This is a genomic window from Chryseobacterium cupriresistens, from assembly GCF_046614675.1.
Taxonomy (GTDB): domain Bacteria; phylum Bacteroidota; class Bacteroidia; order Flavobacteriales; family Weeksellaceae; genus Chryseobacterium; species Chryseobacterium cupriresistens.
In genome coordinates, this window is the sequence record NZ_JBKKJT010000003.1 from 217,495 (window position 1) to 236,244 (window position 18,750).

At 37.2% G+C, this 18,750-nt stretch carries 23 protein-coding genes; 5 read left to right on the plus strand and 18 right to left on the minus strand.

Annotated features, from left to right (window positions below; all coding sequences use genetic code 11):
• The first annotated feature begins 2 nt into the window (after positions 1 to 2).
• The 4 genes from ACLI50_RS09890 (at position 3) to ACLI50_RS09905 (ending at position 3,470) form a co-directional block, all read left to right on the plus strand.
• Positions 3 to 653 carry a class I SAM-dependent methyltransferase gene (locus ACLI50_RS09890; RefSeq protein ID WP_343640270.1) on the plus strand — a complete coding sequence of 217 codons (651 nt, stop codon included), beginning with the start codon at positions 3 to 5 and terminating at the stop codon, positions 651 to 653.
• 4 nt (positions 654 to 657) lie between these two features.
• Positions 658 to 1,686, plus strand: coding sequence for a hemin-degrading factor (locus tag ACLI50_RS09895; protein ID WP_411413667.1), 1,029 nt, complete (start codon positions 658 to 660; stop codon positions 1,684 to 1,686).
• A gap of 115 nt (positions 1,687 to 1,801) precedes the next feature.
• Positions 1,802 to 2,674: a ChaN family lipoprotein gene (locus ACLI50_RS09900; protein WP_411413668.1), complete on the plus strand. Its 873-nt coding sequence runs from the start codon at positions 1,802 to 1,804 to the stop codon at positions 2,672 to 2,674.
• Between the two features lie 160 nt (positions 2,675 to 2,834).
• Positions 2,835 to 3,470: a peptide deformylase gene (locus ACLI50_RS09905; protein WP_062670967.1), complete on the plus strand. Its 636-nt coding sequence runs from the start codon at positions 2,835 to 2,837 to the stop codon at positions 3,468 to 3,470.
• A 74-nt stretch (positions 3,471 to 3,544) separates the two neighbouring features.
• Here ACLI50_RS09905 and ACLI50_RS09910 read toward each other — a convergent pair whose 3' ends face one another.
• The 4 genes from ACLI50_RS09910 to ACLI50_RS09925 all read right to left on the minus strand — a co-directional run bounded on the left by ACLI50_RS09910 (position 3,545) and on the right by ACLI50_RS09925 (position 5,697).
• On the minus strand, positions 3,545 to 3,979 hold the full coding sequence (locus tag ACLI50_RS09910) for a hypothetical protein (RefSeq protein ID WP_311229165.1): 435 nt from the start codon (positions 3,977 to 3,979) through the stop codon (positions 3,545 to 3,547).
• A gap of 193 nt (positions 3,980 to 4,172) precedes the next feature.
• Positions 4,173 to 4,598, minus strand: a complete 426-nt coding sequence (locus tag ACLI50_RS09915; RefSeq protein WP_062670963.1) for an organic hydroperoxide resistance protein — start codon at positions 4,596 to 4,598, stop codon at positions 4,173 to 4,175.
• Complete coding sequence (locus tag ACLI50_RS09920; protein ID WP_062670961.1) at positions 4,595 to 5,032, minus strand: MarR family winged helix-turn-helix transcriptional regulator; 438 nt, start codon at positions 5,030 to 5,032, stop codon at positions 4,595 to 4,597. Before ACLI50_RS09920 ends, ACLI50_RS09915 begins: the two co-directional genes overlap by 4 nt.
• Positions 5,033 to 5,064: 32 nt before the next feature.
• Positions 5,065 to 5,697, minus strand: a complete 633-nt coding sequence (locus ACLI50_RS09925; protein ID WP_062670959.1) for an NAD(P)H-dependent oxidoreductase — start codon at positions 5,695 to 5,697, stop codon at positions 5,065 to 5,067.
• Positions 5,698 to 5,932: 235 nt separating this feature from the next.
• Between ACLI50_RS09925 and ACLI50_RS09930 the strand changes: the two genes are divergently transcribed.
• Positions 5,933 to 6,685: an SDR family oxidoreductase gene (locus ACLI50_RS09930; RefSeq protein WP_411413669.1), complete on the plus strand. Its 753-nt coding sequence runs from the start codon at positions 5,933 to 5,935 to the stop codon at positions 6,683 to 6,685.
• Between the two features lie 6 nt (positions 6,686 to 6,691).
• On the opposite strand, the gene ACLI50_RS09935 is transcribed toward ACLI50_RS09930, so the two are convergent.
• The 14 genes from ACLI50_RS09935 to ACLI50_RS10000 form a co-directional block, all read right to left on the minus strand.
• A complete protein-coding gene (locus ACLI50_RS09935) occupies positions 6,692 to 6,967 on the minus strand; it encodes a hypothetical protein (RefSeq protein ID WP_227943946.1) in 276 nt (91 codons plus the stop codon).
• 105 nt (positions 6,968 to 7,072) lie between these two features.
• Positions 7,073 to 8,032: a protein-glutamine glutaminase gene (locus ACLI50_RS09940; RefSeq protein WP_110009435.1), complete on the minus strand. Its 960-nt coding sequence runs from the start codon at positions 8,030 to 8,032 to the stop codon at positions 7,073 to 7,075.
• A 532-nt stretch (positions 8,033 to 8,564) separates the two neighbouring features.
• A complete protein-coding gene (gene lipB / locus ACLI50_RS09945) occupies positions 8,565 to 9,293 on the minus strand; it encodes a lipoyl(octanoyl) transferase LipB (RefSeq protein WP_346563670.1) in 729 nt (242 codons plus the stop codon).
• A 31-nt stretch (positions 9,294 to 9,324) separates the two neighbouring features.
• Positions 9,325 to 10,083, minus strand: a complete 759-nt coding sequence (trpA, locus tag ACLI50_RS09950; RefSeq protein WP_262896836.1) for a tryptophan synthase subunit alpha — start codon at positions 10,081 to 10,083, stop codon at positions 9,325 to 9,327.
• Between the two features lie 62 nt (positions 10,084 to 10,145).
• A complete protein-coding gene (gene trpB / locus ACLI50_RS09955) occupies positions 10,146 to 11,330 on the minus strand; it encodes a tryptophan synthase subunit beta (protein ID WP_411413670.1) in 1,185 nt (394 codons plus the stop codon).
• Between the two features lie 3 nt (positions 11,331 to 11,333).
• Positions 11,334 to 11,879, minus strand: a complete 546-nt coding sequence (locus ACLI50_RS09960) for a GNAT family N-acetyltransferase (protein WP_202844094.1) — start codon at positions 11,877 to 11,879, stop codon at positions 11,334 to 11,336.
• Positions 11,876 to 12,385 carry a hypothetical protein gene (locus tag ACLI50_RS09965; protein ID WP_411413671.1) on the minus strand — a complete coding sequence of 170 codons (510 nt, stop codon included), beginning with the start codon at positions 12,383 to 12,385 and terminating at the stop codon, positions 11,876 to 11,878. Before ACLI50_RS09965 ends, ACLI50_RS09960 begins: the two co-directional genes overlap by 4 nt.
• 19 nt (positions 12,386 to 12,404) lie before the next feature.
• A complete protein-coding gene (locus ACLI50_RS09970; protein WP_411413672.1) occupies positions 12,405 to 13,103 on the minus strand; it encodes a phosphoribosylanthranilate isomerase in 699 nt (232 codons plus the stop codon).
• 18 nt (positions 13,104 to 13,121) lie between these two features.
• Entirely contained in the window at positions 13,122 to 13,895 is a 774-nt protein-coding gene (trpC, locus tag ACLI50_RS09975; RefSeq protein WP_411413673.1) for an indole-3-glycerol phosphate synthase TrpC, read from the minus strand.
• Positions 13,896 to 13,954: 59 nt separating this feature from the next.
• Positions 13,955 to 14,941 carry an anthranilate phosphoribosyltransferase gene (trpD, locus tag ACLI50_RS09980; RefSeq protein ID WP_202844080.1) on the minus strand — a complete coding sequence of 329 codons (987 nt, stop codon included), beginning with the start codon at positions 14,939 to 14,941 and terminating at the stop codon, positions 13,955 to 13,957.
• A 41-nt stretch (positions 14,942 to 14,982) separates the two neighbouring features.
• Positions 14,983 to 15,585, minus strand: coding sequence for an anthranilate synthase component II (locus ACLI50_RS09985; RefSeq protein WP_202844078.1), 603 nt, complete (start codon positions 15,583 to 15,585; stop codon positions 14,983 to 14,985).
• A 52-nt stretch (positions 15,586 to 15,637) separates the two neighbouring features.
• Entirely contained in the window at positions 15,638 to 17,062 is a 1,425-nt protein-coding gene (locus tag ACLI50_RS09990; RefSeq protein ID WP_411413674.1) for an anthranilate synthase component I family protein, read from the minus strand.
• A gap of 246 nt (positions 17,063 to 17,308) precedes the next feature.
• On the minus strand, positions 17,309 to 17,950 hold the full coding sequence (locus tag ACLI50_RS09995) for a hypothetical protein (protein ID WP_411413675.1): 642 nt from the start codon (positions 17,948 to 17,950) through the stop codon (positions 17,309 to 17,311).
• A gap of 204 nt (positions 17,951 to 18,154) precedes the next feature.
• Positions 18,155 to 18,607 carry a cupin domain-containing protein gene (locus ACLI50_RS10000; protein WP_411413676.1) on the minus strand — a complete coding sequence of 151 codons (453 nt, stop codon included), beginning with the start codon at positions 18,605 to 18,607 and terminating at the stop codon, positions 18,155 to 18,157.
• Between the last annotated feature and the right edge of the window lie 143 nt (positions 18,608 to 18,750).

Sequence of the window (18,750 nt, forward strand, 5' to 3'; positions counted from 1 at the left end):
CCATGGAAAAAGAAGAACTCAAAATCCTTGCACAGAATCTTGCCAATCCTCAGGGTGAAAAAGGCATTGAGATTGGTGAAATGATGAATGCCACTAACATCAGCATGACGTTAGAAAGTATCAAAACACTTGTGATTGATGACGGCCAGCAAATCCTTGAAATAGGACACGGGAATGCCGCACACCTGAAAAGTATCATGAGCCTTGCCAAAAACCTGAAATACACAGGGATTGACATTTCTGAAACCATGTACAATGAAGCCAAAAGGCTCAATAAAGAATTTGAAAGCCAGACGGAATTTGTTTTATACGAAGGGAAGAAGCTTCCTTTCAAAGATGAAACTTTTGATAAAATATTTACAGTCAATACCGTATACTTCTGGGAAAATCCCGTGGAATTCTTAAACGAAATCTATAGGGTTTTAAAAGATGACGGAACATTTGTTCTTACATTCGGACAAAAAGAATTCATGGAAAAGCTTCCATTTACAGAGTACGATTTCACTCTGTACAGCAACAGTGAAATGGAAGAAATGATTTCTAAAAGCCGCTTTAAGAGAATGAAAACTTCTGAAAGAGAAGAAGAAATAAAAAGTAAAACAGGAAACGAAACCATACGAAGAATTTATACAATTTTAACCATAAAAAAGTAAAGTAATGAGCACATTAGTTAATGATTTAAAGGAAAAATGGGAAGCTCTGAAAGCAGAAAATCCACATATCAGAATAAGAAATGCAGCAGCACAGTTAGAAGTAAGTGAGGCAGAATTGTTGGCAACAAGCATAGGAGAAGGCGTTACTGTCCTGAACCCGGATTTCCAGGGAATCCTTACAGAAGCTGAGCAGTTGGGAAAAGTAATGGCGCTTACCCGTAATGATGAATGTGTTCATGAAAGAAAAGGGACTTACCTGAACGGAGATTTCAGCAGTCCTCATGCACAGCTTTTTGTGGGTGAAGATATCGATCTCAGAATTTTCCTTAACCACTGGAAATTTGCTTTTGCAGTACTGGAAGGAGAGAAGAAAAGCCTTCAGTTTTTCGGAAAAGACGGACTGGCACTTCACAAGATTTATTTGACAAAAGACAGTAATGATGCTGCTTTCGATGCGATCGTAGAAAAATTCAGAGCAGAAGATCAGAATCAGGCATTGGCTTTTGAAGCAATCGTTCCAAAACAGGCTGAAAAAGCAGATTCAGACATTGATGTAGAAGGCTTTAAAAAAGCCTGGACAGAATTGAAAGATACTCATGATTTCTTCATGATGACCAGAAAATATGGAGTAAGCAGAACGCAGGCATTAAGATTGGCTCCGGAAGGATTTGCTAAGAAAATTGATAATGCGAAAGTGGTGAATATCCTTGAAGATGCTTCTGAAAAGAACGTTCCAATCATGGTTTTCGTTGGAAACAGAGGGATTATCCAGATCCACACAGGAAATGTGAAGAAAACACTTTGGCACCAGCAATGGTTCAATGTAATGGATCCTGATTTCAACTTACATCTTGACGTAACGAAAATTGCAGAAGCGTGGATCGTGAAAAAACCGACTGAAGACGGAGAAGTAACCGCTATCGAAGTATTCAACAAAGAAGGAGACTTTATCGTTCAGTTCTTTGGAAAAAGAAAACCTGGAATTCCTGAGCTTCAGGAGTGGAAGGACCTTGTAGCAGCTTTAGAGAAATAATAATTAGATGATTTGAATGAGACCGTTTTGTTTGTAAAATTCAAAGCGGTCTTTTTTATTGAAACAATCTGCAAATGCATGAATATTTGTGTAATTTGTGACTAAATATAAAAAAATGAAAAATATTTTCATAGCGATACTGCTGGCTGGTTTCTGTGCATTGAAGGCACAGGATTTAAAAGCATATCAGTTTTACGATAAAAAAGGAAAAGAAGTAAAGACAGAAAAGCTGGTAAAAGAACTGGCGGATTATGATGTGGTCTTTTTTGGCGAAAATCATAACTGTTCTATCAATCACTGGCTTCAGCTGAAGATTACGGAAGCTTTGTTTGCAAAAAAGAACGGACAGCTTATTCTGGGAGCAGAGATGTTTGAGAGAGATAATCAGGCTCAGCTGGATCAATATTTAAACGGAAAATTTGATGCAAAAACATTAAAAGATTCTGCCCGTTTGTGGAACAATTATGCAACCGATTACAAGCCTTTGGTAGATTTTGCTAAGGATAAGAAGCTAAATTTTGTTGCTACCAATATTCCAAGAAGATATGCCTCTCAAACCGCCAAAGAAGGTCTTGAATCCTTGAATAAATTAAGCGAAAAAGAGAAAACCTACATTGCCCAGCTGCCGATTAAAGTAACGTTAGACACTCCAGGATATCCGGAAATGAAAAAGATGATGGGAGATCATGCAGAAGGAACCAAAGTGATGAATTTCATTTCAGCTCAGGCTGTAAAAGACGCTACGATGGCTGAATCTATCCTGAAAAATTATCAGGCCGAAAAGACCTTTATCCACTACAACGGTAACTATCACAGCAAAGAATTCGGAGGAATCTATTGGTATATCAAACAGAAGAATCCAAACCTGAAAATGGCAGTTATCTCCGTTTTTGAATCCGACGATCCTGAACTGAAAGTACCTGCTAAAGATTATATCCCAACAGATTTCAATCTGATGATTCCTGCGGATATGACAAAGACTTTTTAAACTTTCGTATTTCTGAGAGAAAAATATTCAATAGGGTCGGGCTTAAGCCCGGCCATTTTTAATTACAAGAGGCAACGGCTTTAGCCAAAACTTAAAATTCATTGCTAAATAAATTATTTTTACACCACAATATTTACCTTTGTATCAGATTCAAAAACATATGAAAAAAATCCCTATCCTGCTGATCTTTTTTACCGGATTTTTTAATGCTCAGAAACTCACCTCCAGTGAAGTTTCAATCATCAATCAGGGAGATGTAAACACGGCGTTACCCATCTATCAGACGACAGATAATAATCAGCACCAAACCCTGCTGAACATTTCTTCAGAAGCTGATCCTCTTGATCCTAACACCGCTGTTCTGGTAAAAAGGATGAAAGAATCTCTTCTTTCAACAGATGGTGGAGTAGGCATTGCTGCTCCTCAGGTGGGAATCAACAGAAAGATCATTTGGGTACAGCGTTTTGATAAGGAAGGTACACCGCTGGAATATTTTATTAACCCGGTCATTGTATGGCGTTCCGATCTGCAGAATCTTGGCCCCGAAGGTGATTTATCTATTCCTGATTTCAGAGATCAGTTTTACAGAAGCAAAGTTATCCAACTGGAATATGTGGATTTGAAAGGACAGAAATATTCAGAAATCGTAGAAGGTTTTACTGCGGTGATTTTCCAGCATGAAATCGACCACCTTTTCGGCATCCTGATTTCCGATAAAAAGGAAAAAGAGAAAAATGATTCCTATAAAAAAGTAGATGCCTATCAAAAAAGTGATGTAAATAAAGACAGAAGGTAATGATGAATTATAAATAATGAATGATGAATGATGAATGATGAGAAGTTGTTATAAGGCTAAGTAAATGTATGTTTCTAACCATATTTTACAATGAAATCTTCTCCATCTTCATAACCTGCGGGATATACATAGGTAATTACCCCGATATCTGATTGTAAAACTTCTTTTAGTTTATTGAAGTACATATCTCTTTTCTCTTCCGTAGTGTCCATTGTTAAGCTCATAATAAGCCTATCGTCATCTGTAATATTGGCACCCACCATTATTTTGTCCGGATTATCATGATATTTATTCCAGTAAAAAGTTTGGTCAAGGGCAGGGCTTTCGATGAAATAACCAATCATTTCGTCTTCTGTTTTAAAAATATAATCTTTGTCGTGCCTTGGGAAAGTATAATCGAGATTTAATTTTTCATATCCGGGAAGGAATGTGTTCAAAACAAGATCAATCGTCTTTCTTGATTTTTGCCCTGCATACACCTGGCATACAATATCTATAATGATTTCCATGACACAAAATTACTCTATTTTAATATCATATTGAGTTATAAATGACGAATGACATTCATAAACACTATATATATAAAAAATATCCTCAATGATCTGCGCCATCATTGAAATCAGCGGGAAAATAAAAAAATAAAAAGGAGCTGTTTCCATGGAAACAGCTCCTTTCGTTATAACTATGCTTAAAAAAATTGGATTAATCGTTGTTGGTGACTGATAGTTTCACCTCCATATTATTTCTGGTCGCATTAGAATAAGGACAGATCTGGTGTGCTTTTTCTGTCAAAGCCTGTGCTTCCTCAATAGAAACTCCAGGGATGTTCACATCCAGTTCTGCTGCCAGTCCGAAGCCTCCATTCTCAAGCTGGCCTATGCTCACCTGAGCAGTCACTGTTGTTTCACCTGTTTTTACTTTAGAAAGACTGATCACTCTGTTCAGTGCGCTGTCGAAACAGGCAGAATATCCCGCTGCAAAAAGCATTTCAGGATTGGCAAAATCATCATTGGCTCCTCCTAAAGCTTTCGGCATTCTTACATCAAGATCCAGCACTCCGTTTTCACTCTTCACATGTCCGTTTCTTCCTCCTTGAGCAGTGACCTGAGTTGTATATAACGTTTTCATTTATTTTCTATTTTGTTTAAGATTTTTAAGACGGTGTCTTTAAGATGCAACAGCTCTTCCGGTTGTATTCCCAGTTTTTCCTGAATTTTTCCCGGAATTTCACATGCCTTCTGCTGAAGCTGTTTTCCTGCTTCGTCTAAAAATACTTCAACCACTCTTTCGTCCTCTTTTTTTCTTTTTCGGATAATAAATCCTTTAGACTCCAGCCTTTTAAGAAGAGGGGTCAAAGTACCACTGTCCAGAAACAGTTTTTCTCCGATATGGGTTACCGTAAGTCCGTCACCGTCCCATAATATCATCATCACAAGATATTGCGGATAGGTAATGCCCAGTTCATCAAGAAAAGGACGGTAAAGCCCTGTAATCTCTTTGGCAATGACATATAACGGGAAGCAAATCTGGTTTTCCAGTTTGGGTGTTTTCGGATTTTCCATAATTTTTGAGTACGAAAGATTCGATGAAGGTATTACTTTTTTATGATAAATTCATCCATTGGAATTCTGACTTTTTTCATAGTAGAAAGCCAGTCATTAGCTTCATCACGGTATCCAAGATACAAAAGACTTACACTTTTCAGTCCTAATTCTTTTAATCCCAGTACTTCATCTACCACCTCATTGCTGAATCCTTCTGCCGGAGTACTGTCGATTTTAAGTTCTGCAGCCTGTGCAAGTGCAATTCCTAAGGCAATATAAGTCTGGCGGGCAGTGTGGGCAAAATGCTCTTCAGGAGTCTGCGCACCGTATATTTCTTTAATTTTATCGGTATAGCTTCCGAAGCGGCCTCTTGGAAGATCCCTTACATCCGTATGATAATCGTAAACTTTGTCAATTTTTTCATTAGAATAACTGTCCCATGCTGCAAAGACCAAAACGTGAGAAGAATCTCTCATTACTTCAGGGTTTAATGCACCCGCCACCATTTTTTCTTTCAGTTCCTGGTTTTCCACTACAATAATTCTGAACGGCTGTAAGCCCGATGAAGTAGGAGCCAGTCTTGCTGATTCTAAAATCGTATTAAGGTCTTCCTGTGATACTTTTTTGGTCGGATCATAAGCTTTTACAGCATGTCTCCAGTTTAGATTTTCTATTAATGACATTTTTCTTTTTGTTTTAAATTAAACTCCTTATTGATGATTAAATGTCAGTTTTGAACTGACTCAATTAACGATACAAATATATAACCAATTTAATTGTTCGCAATTTAATTTTGAATGATTTTATTGATAACAATCATTGATGAACTTTTTGCCTTTCCACTCAATTCCACAAGAACTGGATTTTTTCAAAACCGTAGTATTCCAATCTTTGCCGTAGAATTTTAAACTTAAAACAATGCAGAGATTTAAAAACAAAACCGCTTTAATTACCGGAGGAACCAATGGGATGGGTTTGGCTACCGCTCAGAAATTCATTGAAGAAGGAGGATCTGTGATCATTACCGGAAGAAGTGAAGAAACGGTGAATACTGCCTTAGAGAAACTTGGAGAAAAGGCTTTTGGAATTGTTTCCAATGCCGGAAATATGAAAGACCTTATGAAGCTGCAGCATGAAATCAGAAAATATACAGAACATATTGATCTGGTTTTTGCCAATGCAGGATATGGAAGATTTGCACCTGTGGAATATGTGGATGAAAATCAGTTTGACGAATTATTTAATATGCTGGTGAAAGGTCCGTTTTTTACGGTACAGCAGGTGTTGCCATTAATGAAAAGCGGAAGCTCCGTTATTTTCAATACTTCCGTGGCAACAGAGATTGCGATGCCTAATTTTTCGGTGTATTCTGCAGCAAAATCTGCAGTGCAGTCAATGATCAAAACGTTTGCTGTAGAACTTACAGAACGTGGAATCCGTGTGAATGGAGTAAGTCCCGGACATGTCAAAACCAATATTTTTAATAATACTGGTTTAACCGGAGAGCAGATAGAAAGCGCTATTGATGATATTATTCCGACAATTCCTTTTAAAAGACAGGGAGAGCCTTCAGAAATAGCCAGTGTAGTTCTGTTTCTGGCTTCAGAAGAAGCGTCCTATATCCATGGAGCGGAGATAAAAGTGGATGCCGGAATTTCTGTGATCAGATAATCCGGATTATTTGGCCTCTTTAATTTCTTTGATGATATTGGTTTTATTTTCAATACCAATATTATAGGCCTTACCTTTTTTAAAGCTTTGAGTTGCTTTTTCCATCAGGCTTTTATATTCCGGTGATTTTTTAGAGAGATAAAAAACCTGTGCACTGATTCCAATAGCGACACGCACCACTTCATTGGGTTTGTCCGGATCTTCAGTAATATCGGAAATAGTGGCATTATTGTACCAGGTTAAATTCTGCGGAGTGGAATTACCGGAACACGATGTAATCATAATAAAAAGTAATAGTAAACAGGACCAGGCTTTCATAATAAAAAGGATTAAGTAAAAAGCTCCTGCAATATATCAAAATATCGGCAGGAGCTCTATATAAATTAGTTAGAATCCACAGCTCGCTACACTAGGTGCAGGGGAAGGAGAACATCCGGAAAGGGATGAGAATATGTTCAATACACAGTTGGTATTTACATAATTGTTATCATATAACAGAGATCCTGATGGACTTCTGTAGTATACGTTTCCTGCAGTATTGGCATAAGAAGATACTGAAGCAGACCCACAGCTTGTGTTGGTGCAAGCAGCTCTCCATGCAGAATCGGTTACCGGTCCGCTGGAGAATAATGACGGATCAATGATTCTTTTCTCAACAATTCCTGATGCATTTTTGAAGCTTACCAAAATGGCTACGTGATATACCCATGAAACGCAGCATGTTCCGGTAGATGCTCTAAGGTTACCATACACGAATTGCTTTTCGCAATCATAGCCTGCATTCAAAAGGATCTGTCTCATTTTGTGGGCTCTTGCATAGCATCCATCCACCGGATATCTGAATGTGATACATGGTGAAGATGCCGTAGAAGTTCCACAAGCCTGGTTTTTGATCTGGGTAAAAAGACTGTTTAATGTAGCAAGATTAGGAATAACACTTACTGCCTTGTTACTTTCTCCTCTTTCTTCTTTGTTGAATACCGATTTGAAATAACGGATGTCATCAGCAGTTGCTTTTTCTACTTTTGCAATTTTATTGGTATTGGCTTTAAGGAAAACATGAACAGGAGTTTCGTTTTCAACAGCCTGTCTGATCATGGAAATATAACCTGCATTCTCTTTACTGTCCGCAATTTCATACGGCTGTGCAGTAACCATAAATGAGATTTTAAATTTTCCATCTTCTTTTTCAATCCCTACCGGAACAGTTTTACCGAAATCTTTCATTGCAATTTCATTAGACTCCTTGGCTACAAGATTAGGATCCTGGTTGGCAGCTGAATCTGAGCAGGAATTCACTGACAGTACCGTCACGAATACCATCATGGATAACAGAAATTTTTTCATAGTTTTATATTTTGTGGTTAGTTTTCAGTGAACTTTTTAATTATGATAGTTCACTTATTTGTGACATTAAAAGTAATAAAAATTAAAATATATGCAAGAATTTTTTTGAAAAAATATATTATTCTATTGTTTTATTGATTTTATAATATTGAAAACAACTAAAAAACCTTAGGTTTTTAATAGTAGAATTTTGAAACATAGAAAATTTTAAAATAGAATTTCGAGATCTGGATTCCTACGGAATGGACAAGGTGAATGGATATTTTATTCCTGACATACAAATGTTCTTCAATAAGATAAGTCTATTTATACTTTGTTCATTCCGTAGGAATCTAAACTATGTAATACGGATTAAATCTAAAAAAAGTCTCAATAATAGTAGAATTCTGAAAAGCAAGAAGAATTTTAAAATAGATTTTGAGGTATGGATCCTGCGGAATTACAAACGTTGTGGAAAAATAACATTATCATCAAACTAAAAGCCCGGTTTCAACGATTGAACCCGGGTTTATTTTATTGTAAGTAAACTTGACTATTTGTAAATCAATTCTGCCTGGAAAACGTCTGCGAAATGCTTCCTGATCTTTGCTTTCAGTTCTTCCATTTCTTCAGGTGTCAGTTCTCTTTCAAGCTCTCTTTTTAACGAAGTAACCTGCTTATCTTTGATCCCACACGGAATAATGTATTCAAAATAACGCATATCCGTATTCACATTCAATGCAAAGCCGTGAAGAGTTACCCAACGGGAAGCTTTCACTCCCATGGCACACATTTTTCTGGCGTAAGGTTTTCCCACATCCAGCCATACTCCGGTCTCTCCCGGAGAGCGTTCTCCTTTAATACCATATTCGGCAATGGTTCTGATGATCACTTCTTCCAGATTTCTCATATATAAATGAATATCCGTGAAAAAGTTTTCAAGATCCAGAATAGGATAACCTACAACTTGTCCGTAACCATGATAGGTAATATCACCGCCGCGGTTTACTTTCACGAAGGTAGCCTCAATTTCTTTCAGCTTATCAATACCGGCAAGCATATTTTCTTCATGTCCGCTTTTTCCTAACGTATACACGTGAGGATGCTCTACGAAAAGAAGGTGGTTGGGAGTTATACTATGCTGTTCTGCAGGAAGATCTCTGTTTTTTATTTTGGTATCAATGATGTTTTTCATCAGCTGTTCCTGATAATCCCAGGCAGGCTGATATTCTTTGACTCCTAAATCTTCAAATTCTACTGCTTTATTTTGATTTGTATTCATTTCAATTTTTGATATACAAATTTAGTGAATTTTACCCTTTTATGGAATGGATAAAATCTATAGCCCTTTTCTTCCAGTCTCTATCCTGAAGCAAAATATTCACAAAGGCTGTTCCAATGATACCGCCATCTGCTTTTTCCGTTACATTTTCGAAGTCATCTTTCGATTTAATTCCAAACCCAATCATCACCGGATTTTTAAGTGGAAGAGCAGCGAGCCTGGAAAGATAGTCCTCATTCTTTAAAACCGCATTTTCATTTCCGGTAGTGGAAGAAGAACTTACGGCATACAGAAATCCTGAACTTAATGAATCCAGATAGATCATCCTTTCATCTGAGGTTTCCGGAGTTACCAGAAAAGTGAAATTAAGATTATATTGTTTTAAGATATGCTGATAGTTTTTCTCAAACTCAATAGGAGGAAGATCAGGAAGGATCAGCCCTGAAACACCACTTTCCGAACATGCTGCACAGAATTTCTCAAATCCGAAACTTAGTACCGGATTGATATAACCCATCAGAATAATTGGGATTTTGATCCTGTCTTTGATTGCTTTTAGTTGTGACAATAGTTTTTCAATGGTCATTCCGTTTTGTAAAGCCAGTTCGTGAGCTTTCTGAATGACAGGGCCGTCTGCTACAGGATCAGAATAAGGCATTCCGATTTCGATCATATCAGCCCCGGAATCCTGAATCAGTTGTATAATATCAGCAGTATCTTCCAGTTGTGGAATTCCTGCTGTGAAATATATATTTAGTTTTTTCATTTTTTTATTATAGAGGTTAGAAATTAGAGGGTAGAAGTTAGAAGGTGAATACTTGTTATTAGGTAATACTTACTAATTTCCAGTATCTAACTTCTAATTTCTTTAAGATACGTTTCCATATCCTTATCTCCACGGCCGCTCAGGCAAATGACCACAACATCATTTTCATTAAATTTCTTCTTATCCAGAACAGCCAGTGCGTGAGAACTTTCCAGTGCAGGGATAATTCCTTCCAGTCTGGTGAGTTCAAAGGCACATTTCAAAGCTTCATCATCATTAATGCTAAAGAATTCAGCTCTTTTTTCTTTAAATAAATGCGCATGAAAAGGCCCGATTCCCGGATAATCCAGTCCGGCAGAAATAGAGTGGGGTTCAATAACCTGGCCGTCTGCTGTCTGCATCACAAGACTTTTGCTTCCGTGAAGGACACCAACCGTTCCCAGGAAAGTAGTAGCAGCGGATTTTCCGGAATCCACTCCCAATCCTCCGGCTTCAGCAGCAATGATTTTCACCTCTTTTTCCTCTACGAAATGATAAAAGGTCCCTGCTGCATTACTTCCTCCACCTACACAGGCAATCACATAATCCGGATTTTCTCTTCCGATTTTCTCTTTCAGCTGTTCTTTGATTTCCTTTGAAATAATACTCTGGAATCGTGCTACAAGATCCGGAAAAGGATGAGGTCCCACTACACTTCCAATCACATAATGAGTCGTCACAGGATTGTTGATCCAGTCTCTTAATGCTTCATTTACTGCATCTTTCAGGGTTTTTGAACCTGAAGTGGCAGCCACTACTTCTGCTCCCAGCATTTTCATTCTCGCTACATTGGGAGCCTGTCTCTGGATATCAATTTCTCCCATATAGACGATGCATTCTAGACCAAGCAAAGCACATGCTGTAGCGGTAGCAACGCCATGCTGTCCGGCTCCGGTTTCCGCAATAATCCTGGTTTTTCCAAGACGTTTCGCTAATAAAACCTGGCCCAGAGCATTATTGATTTTGTGAGCTCCGGTATGGTTGAGATCTTCTCTTTTCAAATAGATCTGAGTCTTGTATTTCTGACTTAAATTTTTAGCAAAATAGAGTGGAGTGGCCCGCCCAACATAGTTTTTCAGCAAATCCTGATACTCGGCCTGAAAATCTTCAGACTCTATGATTTCAAGATAGTTTTTTTGCAGTTCTTCTACATTAGGATAGAGCATTTCGGGGATAAAAGCACCTCCAAACTCTCCATAATATCCGTTTTCATCGGGGTTTTTATAATTCATTTTTTATTCTTTAGTCATTAAATAAGCGTTGTTTTGTACACTCAGCTGGTTGAGCAGCTCTTTTCTTTTCTGCGAGGTATGAAAAATCAAAATATCATCATCTTCAGAATTTACCCACTCCGGGCCGATACTTTCTTTGATCATTTTGGCCTTGTCATGGAGGATTTCTATGTCACATTTTTCATAAAAGGAACGAAGATCAGCGTGGCAGAAACCAATTGTCTCAAGATTTCTCTGAGTAACATTTTCTTTGAAATGTTTCACCAAAGCGGTTCCATACCCTCTCTTTTTATGAGCAGAAACAAGCCCTACGGCTTCCGCAAAGGAATAACCGGTGTCTGCTATTTGTAAGGTGAAATCAAAATTCACTCTCATAATGGCCAATATGCTTTCATCCGTATCCATCAGAAAATGAAATTCCGAGTCTTTAAAAAAAGAGCGGAAGTAGGATGATTTCATGGTGTTCCATGCAGAAATATCCCAAAGTTCCAGGATGTGTTTTATTTCGGCTTCTGTTAAATCTTTCGTTTCTTTTACGTGATATTTCATGGGTTCAAACTATTAATAAATGTGAGATGGTAATCGTACTGCTGTTTGGTAATCAGCTTTTTATAATATAATAATTCTATTTTATGCATTAAGTCAATTAAGGTTGCTTTATCTATTTTCGACTGATACATGGTAATGGCAATTTCAAGGTTGTCAATCAGAAAATAAGGATCGGAATCCTCATATAACAGGAATATTTTGGCATAAATTAATCCTAAGTCATATTTTATACTTGATCTGACATGAGTTTCCAGAAATTTATCTGAAATAATCACCAGATAATAGCTGTTCCATAAGCTGATTCTTTCAAAAAAATACTGAATATCTGTTTCTTCAAAATCTTTAATAATACAAATGAAATCAGACAATAATCCACCCACTTCCCAATGTTCTGTATTACTGTCGTTCTGTGAAACAAAGTGATACAGATTCTGGATTTTTTCATTCCCGAATTTAGGGGGAAATAAGGTTTTGTAAAATGTCTTTTTGAGCAAATGTATATTCATCCTTGTGTGTTTTTATGTGTTATTTATTTTGCTGATATAAAGTTTTAAACTTTTTTATGCTGTCAATATTTTTATTTCCGGGCTCTGTTTCAAACTTTGAATTGATATCCAAAGCGAAAGGCTGTTGCTTCAATGTTTTTACATCACAGATATTATCTTCAGAAATTCCGCCGCTTAGAAAGTAAGGCAGTGGAATCTCAAGTTCATTCAGAATATTCCAGTCAAATTGTTGTCCCGTTCCGCCAAAGGCTTTGCTGTCAGTATCGAACAGGTAGTAGGTGATAGGTTGCAGGTTGCAGGTTGTCGGTTGAAAGTTAAAAGCCTGCGTTATATTAATTTTATTTTCAGCTGCATTGTTTCCTATTCTGATGACTTTAATAATACCAACTTCCGGATTCAGCTTTTGTCTTAATTCAGCAATAAAATCGTTATTTTCATCACCATGAAGCTGTACAAAATTCAAATCTGCAGACTGAACGATCTTTACAATGATATCTGCTTCTTCATTAACAAAAACGCCCACTTTTCCCTGGTGGTCAATACTTGAGAGTTCTTCCAGACTCAGATGATTCAAAACATACCTCGGTGACTTTTCGTAGAAGATAAAACCGAGAAAATCTACATTCGTGGAAATCAGTTCCTGAATCTGGTCCTGTTTGGTCAGGCCGCAGACTTTGAGTTGAGGTAACAGATTGCTGGTTGTAGGTTGCAGGTTCATTGTTGATTATTATTGAGTTTAAATTTGAGAAGCGAATTCTTCAAAAGCTTTGGCCGGATCTGTATTTTTCATGAAATATTCACCCATCAGGAAACCGTCAAATCCTTTTTCTTTTAAAAACTGAAAATCTTCAAGGCTGTAAATACCACTTTCTGCAACAGATAAAACTTCTTTTGGAAGCTGGTTTTTTAGCTGAACGGAATGCTGAAGATCCACTTTAAAATCTTTAAGGTTTCTGTTATTAATTCCTACCAAATCAATTTCTGAATTGAAATGTTTCAGTTCATCTTCTGTATGAATTTCCAGTAAAACCTCCAATTTCAGTTGGTGAGCTAATTCGGTAAATTCCTGTACCTGAGCTGGTGAAAGACATGAAGCGATCAGTAATACTACATCAGCACCGATGCTTTTAGCTTCGTAAAACTGGTATTCATCAATCATAAAATCTTTTCGCAAAATCGGAATATTAATGTCATTTCTTACACTGAGAATATCATTTAAATCTCCTCCGAAAAAATCATGATCAGTCAGGATAGAAACTCCGCTGGCTCCAGAATTTTCGTAAGCAGAAACTACTTCCAAAGGCTGTACATTATTATTGATGATCCCTTTTGAAGGTGATTGTCTCTTAAACTCAGCAATAATTCCGCTCTTATTGCTGATAGATTCTTTTAATGAATAGGTTGGTCTTCCAAAAAAAGAGGTGTCTTTTAACCGGTCAAGGGAAATGCGCGATTTTGCTGCAGCAACCTCCTCTTTTTTTCGTTCAATAATTTTATCCAGTATAGTCATTTTTTTGTGTCTGTAATATAGTCAATAGTGAATTTTGCTTTGCAAGTGAATGGTGAATCTTATTGGATCAAAAGATTAAAACTATTCAATGCTTTTCCGCTTTGCAGACTTTCATCAGCCATGAGAAGACAGTTATCGTAGGTCCCGAATTTATGGGTGTTGTAAAGTGCTGCTGAAGCGTTGGCAAGGATTACTGAGTTCTGCTGTTCTGTACCATTTCCTTCCAGAATATCCATGAATATTTTTGCCGTTTCCCGAATGGAGTTTCCTGCTTTAATATCTTCCAGCGTTACCGGATTGAAACCTAAATCTTCTGCAGAATAAATTTCTTCGCCGTTTTTGGTGATGATTTTGCTGTCGCCGGTAAGACTTATTTCATCATATCCGTCAAGGCCATGCACCAGAATAAATTCACGTTCTTCCTTTTGAAGAAGATACTGATAAATTCTTGCAATTTCCAGATTATAAACTCCAATCATTGAATATCTGGGCTTTGCCGGATTGACCAAAGGACCCAAAAGGTTAAAGAAGGTTCTTAATCCCAGTGATTTTCTTAATAACCCGACAGATTGCAGCGCAGGATGAAAATAAGGAGCGTGCAAAAAGCAGATGTTAGCCCTTTCAAGATCTTCATTCAATTGCTCTGAGCTGTTTTTAAACTGATATCCCAGTTCTTCCAGTACATTGGAAGAGCCTGTAGTGGTAGAAGCTCCGTAATTTCCATGTTTTATTACCTTCTGTCCGGCTCCGGCTACTACAAAACTGGCCAGAGTGGATATATTGATGGTATCTTTTCCGTCACCTCCGGTTCCTACAATATCAATCGCATCACTGGCATCGATGTTTACAGGAACAGCCATCTGTAATAATGCTTCTCTGAAACCTTCCAGCTCTTTCAATGTGATATTCCGCATCAGGAAAACACTGATAAAAGCAGTCACTTCCGCAGCGTTGAATTTATTCTGTGCAATCTCAATCATGGTAGCCTTCGCTTCTGATTTTGAAAGCGTATTATGGTTGAACAGGTATTGAAGTATTTCTTTCATTTGTGGTATTTTTATGGTTGTTGAAGGACTTTCTAAGGTTTTCATGACAACAGAAAGTTTTTAATGATTACTTCTCCTTCCGGCGTTAAAATGCTTTCAGGGTGAAACTGTACTCCGTGTACATCATAGGTTTTGTGCTGCAAAGCCATGATCATTCCGTCTTTATCTACGGCTGTGATTTCCAGTTCTTCCGGGAAATCTTCAGTATTGACTGCCCAGCTGTGGTATCTTCCCACTTCCAATCCTGAATGTAAATCCTTAAATAATTTGGTGTCTTCTTTCACCAGGTCGGTAGTGGTAGCCACTCCGTGAAAGATTTCAGACAGGTTGATCAGACTTCCTCCGAAAGCTTCAGCTATGGCCTGCTGTCCGAGACATACTCCAAGGATACTTTTTGAAGGAGCGTATTCTTTAATAAGGTCTAATAAAATACCTGCTTCTTCAGGAATTCCGGGACCGGGAGAAAGGATGATTTTGTCGTATTTTCCAATCTCTTCAAGGGTAATTTCATCGTTTCTTACCACATCTACTCTTTGGTTCAGAATTCTTTCAATAATCTGAACAAGGTTATAGGTAAAGCTGTCGTAATTGTCGAAAACGAGAACTTTAAGTGGCGTCTGCTGAGTGTTTATATTGCTGTTCATTGCTTTTTTTGTTAGATAGTTGCTGGTTTTTTTTTGTTGCTAGCTGGTGGGTTTATTTTTCAACTATTTTTTCTGCTTTTTCTACTGCTTTTTTCAGTGCATTCAGTTTGTTGTTGACTTCCTGTAATTCACTTTCAGGGACAGATTTTGCTACAAGACCGGCACCAGCCTGGTAAAATAAGGTATTGTTTTTACTTAAGAAGGTTCTGATCATAATGGCCTGGTTGCAGGTTCCGTTCAGTCCGATGATTCCTATACAGCCGCCATAATAGCCGCGGGAATCTTTTTCATATTGATTGATCAGCTGAAGCGCTTTATGCTTGGGTGCACCGCTTAATGTTCCCTGAGGGAAAGTAGCGGAAACCATTTCCAGAGGATTGATGTCATCAGCAACATCTGCAGTCACCTCACTTACCATATGAATAACGTGAGAGAAAAGCTGGATTTCTTTAAGCTTAGTAACCGTTACATTTTTCCCAAGCTTTCCAAGATCATTTCTAGCGAGATCTACCAGCATGGTATGTTCTGCATTTTCTTTGGGATCGGCTTTCAGGACTTCAATAGCTTCAAGGTCAGCTTCAAAATTTCCTGTTCTTTTGGATGTTCCTGCAATCGGGTGAATAATGGCTTTATTGTTTTTGATGATTAACTGGCTTTCAGGACTCGATCCGAATAATTTGTAATTTCCGTAATCAAAATAGAACAGGTAAGGGGAAGGGTTGATATTTCTCAAAGCACGGTACACGTTGAACTCATCACCTTTGAATTTCTGCTCGAATCTTCTGCTGAGAACCAGCTGGAAGACATCTCCGCGCATACAGTGTTTCTGAGCTGTTTTTACCAGTTCAATATATTCTTCATCTGTAATATTAGATGTTTCTTCGCTTATTTTCTCGAATGGGTAAACCGGAGTATTCTGATTTTTAATGAGATTTTCCAACAGATGGAATTCAGATTTTACGCCATCGATACAGTTTTCAATAATATACATTTCATCATTAAAATGATTGATAGCAATCACATATTGGTACAATCTATACCTTAAAACAGGAATCTCTACTTCCTTGCTTTGTGCTTTAAGGTTGATGTTTTCAAAAAACTGTACTGCTTCAAAACTTGTGTAGCCAAAAAGGCTCTGAGCCGTCTGCTCAATAGGATCACTGGTTTCTTCACATTTAAAAATCTGACGAAACTCTTCAAATACATCTGTAATATTCCGCTCCATAATAAATTGCTTTACGGGAGCAGAAGAAGGAAGTTTGATTTCATATTCGTTAAGATTTTTCACCTCAATTCCGGCAATGGCATTCACGGCGATGAAGGAAAAGTTATTATCAATACTTTTTGAATCTGAACTTTCCAGAAGAATCGTATCACGGAATTTATCCCTGATCTTAAGGTAAATATTCATGGGAGTATGAAGGTCTCCCAGTGTTTTTTTCGAAACGGTTTTTATCGTAATTGTTTTGGTCAACATTTTATTGTTTTTTGTGAGATTAAGGAATAAAAAAAGGCTTTAACGGTATCCGTCAAAGCCTATATATTGTTTTTTGATTATTTCTGCTGTAATTAACAACATGACAATACCTCCAGACCCGACGAAGAGTTTGAAAGCCACCACCAAATATTGTTGTTCATTTTAAACATAGGACAAATGTAGAAATTTTTTTTATACAAAGACGAAAAAAATTCTGAAAATAAAAAAACTTAACATTGAAACCTCTTATTTAAGCTGTTTGAGTTCTTGTTTTAATACTTTGATTTTTTCTCTGTAAGTTTCATCATCATAGTCTTTTACATAATCTTCCAATGCAGCAATATATTCTTCAATGAATTGTTTATTTGTTCTGTCTGCTTCATATTTGATTCTTGCAGAATTCACAGGAACCATTTTTTCATTTTGTAATACAATTTTTCCTTCCCTGGATTGATCATAAAGGATGACCATGTTTTTTTCATATCCTGGAATGTATTTTACAGGAATATCCTTATCACCCGGAATTCTGATTGAATTTCTGATAGGATAAATGGCTGCAGTAGTAGTGGAGAAAAAGGTAGTGGTATATTTTCCGTCCTGTTTCTTTACAATGGCTTCATAATCGTGGATGTACATGTCATTCAGAGTAGAATTGGTTTCTACATCAGAGGTGATAATAGCTGTGCTTTCTACTCCGTATTTGTTTAAAAACCATGCATTTAGAAACTGTCCTCCAAAACCATTCAATATAGCAAGTGGAATGATCGGAATCAAAAACCATGCTTTTTTGGTCAGATAGGAGAGCAATCCAAAGAATGCAAACAACAGAACCACAGTATAAAAACCATGATGACTGGTGAAAAACAGAATTTTTGAAATTAAAACCATGGATTAAAGATAACTATAATAATCATTTATTTAAACGCTGAGATCGCAAAGATGTTATTAAAAGATGTTATTAAATGATTATTAAAATGATCGCAAGGGCGTTTCACTTAGCAAAAGACGCTGTCATTAGCTGAATGAAGATCTTTGCAAACAAAAAAATAAAGTTTTATCATCATTACCTTGCGAACCCAGCATTTGAACTATTTATTGTACTGGCTCAGATAAAGGAATGTCCGGAGTTCCGCTGTAGAAAACAATCAGCGTTGCTCCGAGGTCTCCGGTTTTACCTCTGTGGCCGGTATTAACCATTTCAGGAAGCACCTGACCTTTTCTTATCCATTGCGTTTTTCCATCCTCTTTTCTTTCAATCTGAATTTCACCTTTTTCTACATACGCCGCATTGATGACGGGATGTTTATGCCAGCTCAGTGCCGAATTGGGAGGTACAGCAATTTTAAGAACCGAAATTTCCGGCTGTGTGGTAGGATAGGCCGGATATACCGTTCCATCCCATGATTTAGTTGTTTTTAAAAGTGTCACCGATTCAATTTTATCAGAATATTCTGATTGTGGTTCGTTAGATGAATTGTCACACGAAAGGAAGAGGGATGAGGATACAACAAAGAAAGTTGTAGCCAACAATTTTTTTTTAGCCATAAGCTTCATATTTATATTTTGGTCTTGGCTCGGATTATCCGATATACAAAAATAATAACCTATTTTAAATCTCCCTATGTATTGAATTATTTTTTTATTGTTAAATTAAAGCTTCGATCCCAAAAATATTTCTCAAAGAAAAC

Coding starts and splice junctions, on each gene's coding strand:
- ACLI50_RS09910 (WP_311229165.1), bottom strand. CDS start 3,979: ATGGAAATCATTATAGATATTGTATGCCAGGTGTATGCAGGGCAAAAA.
- ACLI50_RS09890 (WP_343640270.1), top strand. CDS start 3: ATGGAAAAAGAAGAACTCAAAATCCTTGCACAGAATCTTGCCAATCCT.
- ACLI50_RS09920 (WP_062670961.1), bottom strand. CDS start 5,032: ATGGAAAATCCGAAAACACCCAAACTGGAAAACCAGATTTGCTTCCCG.
- trpC (WP_411413673.1), bottom strand. CDS start 13,895: ATGACTATACTGGATAAAATTATTGAACGAAAAAAAGAGGAGGTTGCT.
- ACLI50_RS09970 (WP_411413672.1), bottom strand. CDS start 13,103: ATGAACCTGCAACCTACAACCAGCAATCTGTTACCTCAACTCAAAGTC.
- trpB (WP_411413670.1), bottom strand. CDS start 11,330: ATGAATTATAAAAACCCCGATGAAAACGGATATTATGGAGAGTTTGGA.
- ACLI50_RS09985 (WP_202844078.1), bottom strand. CDS start 15,585: ATGAACAGCAATATAAACACTCAGCAGACGCCACTTAAAGTTCTCGTT.
- ACLI50_RS09965 (WP_411413671.1), bottom strand. CDS start 12,385: ATGAATATACATTTGCTCAAAAAGACATTTTACAAAACCTTATTTCCC.
- ACLI50_RS09940 (WP_110009435.1), bottom strand. CDS start 8,032: ATGAAAAAATTTCTGTTATCCATGATGGTATTCGTGACGGTACTGTCA.
- ACLI50_RS09915 (WP_062670963.1), bottom strand. CDS start 4,598: ATGAAAACGTTATATACAACTCAGGTCACTGCTCAAGGAGGAAGAAAC.
- ACLI50_RS09990 (WP_411413674.1), bottom strand. CDS start 17,062: ATGTTGACCAAAACAATTACGATAAAAACCGTTTCGAAAAAAACACTG.
- trpD (WP_202844080.1), bottom strand. CDS start 14,941: ATGAAAGAAATACTTCAATACCTGTTCAACCATAATACGCTTTCAAAA.
- ACLI50_RS09995 (WP_411413675.1), bottom strand. CDS start 17,950: ATGGTTTTAATTTCAAAAATTCTGTTTTTCACCAGTCATCATGGTTTT.
- ACLI50_RS09930 (WP_411413669.1), top strand. CDS start 5,933: ATGCAGAGATTTAAAAACAAAACCGCTTTAATTACCGGAGGAACCAAT.
- ACLI50_RS09900 (WP_411413668.1), top strand. CDS start 1,802: ATGAAAAATATTTTCATAGCGATACTGCTGGCTGGTTTCTGTGCATTG.
- ACLI50_RS10000 (WP_411413676.1), bottom strand. CDS start 18,607: ATGGCTAAAAAAAAATTGTTGGCTACAACTTTCTTTGTTGTATCCTCA.
- ACLI50_RS09905 (WP_062670967.1), top strand. CDS start 2,835: ATGAAAAAAATCCCTATCCTGCTGATCTTTTTTACCGGATTTTTTAAT.
- ACLI50_RS09935 (WP_227943946.1), bottom strand. CDS start 6,967: ATGATTACATCGTGTTCCGGTAATTCCACTCCGCAGAATTTAACCTGG.
- ACLI50_RS09895 (WP_411413667.1), top strand. CDS start 658: ATGAGCACATTAGTTAATGATTTAAAGGAAAAATGGGAAGCTCTGAAA.
- lipB (WP_346563670.1), bottom strand. CDS start 9,293: ATGAATACAAATCAAAATAAAGCAGTAGAATTTGAAGATTTAGGAGTC.
- ACLI50_RS09925 (WP_062670959.1), bottom strand. CDS start 5,697: ATGTCATTAATAGAAAATCTAAACTGGAGACATGCTGTAAAAGCTTAT.
- ACLI50_RS09960 (WP_202844094.1), bottom strand. CDS start 11,879: ATGAAATATCACGTAAAAGAAACGAAAGATTTAACAGAAGCCGAAATA.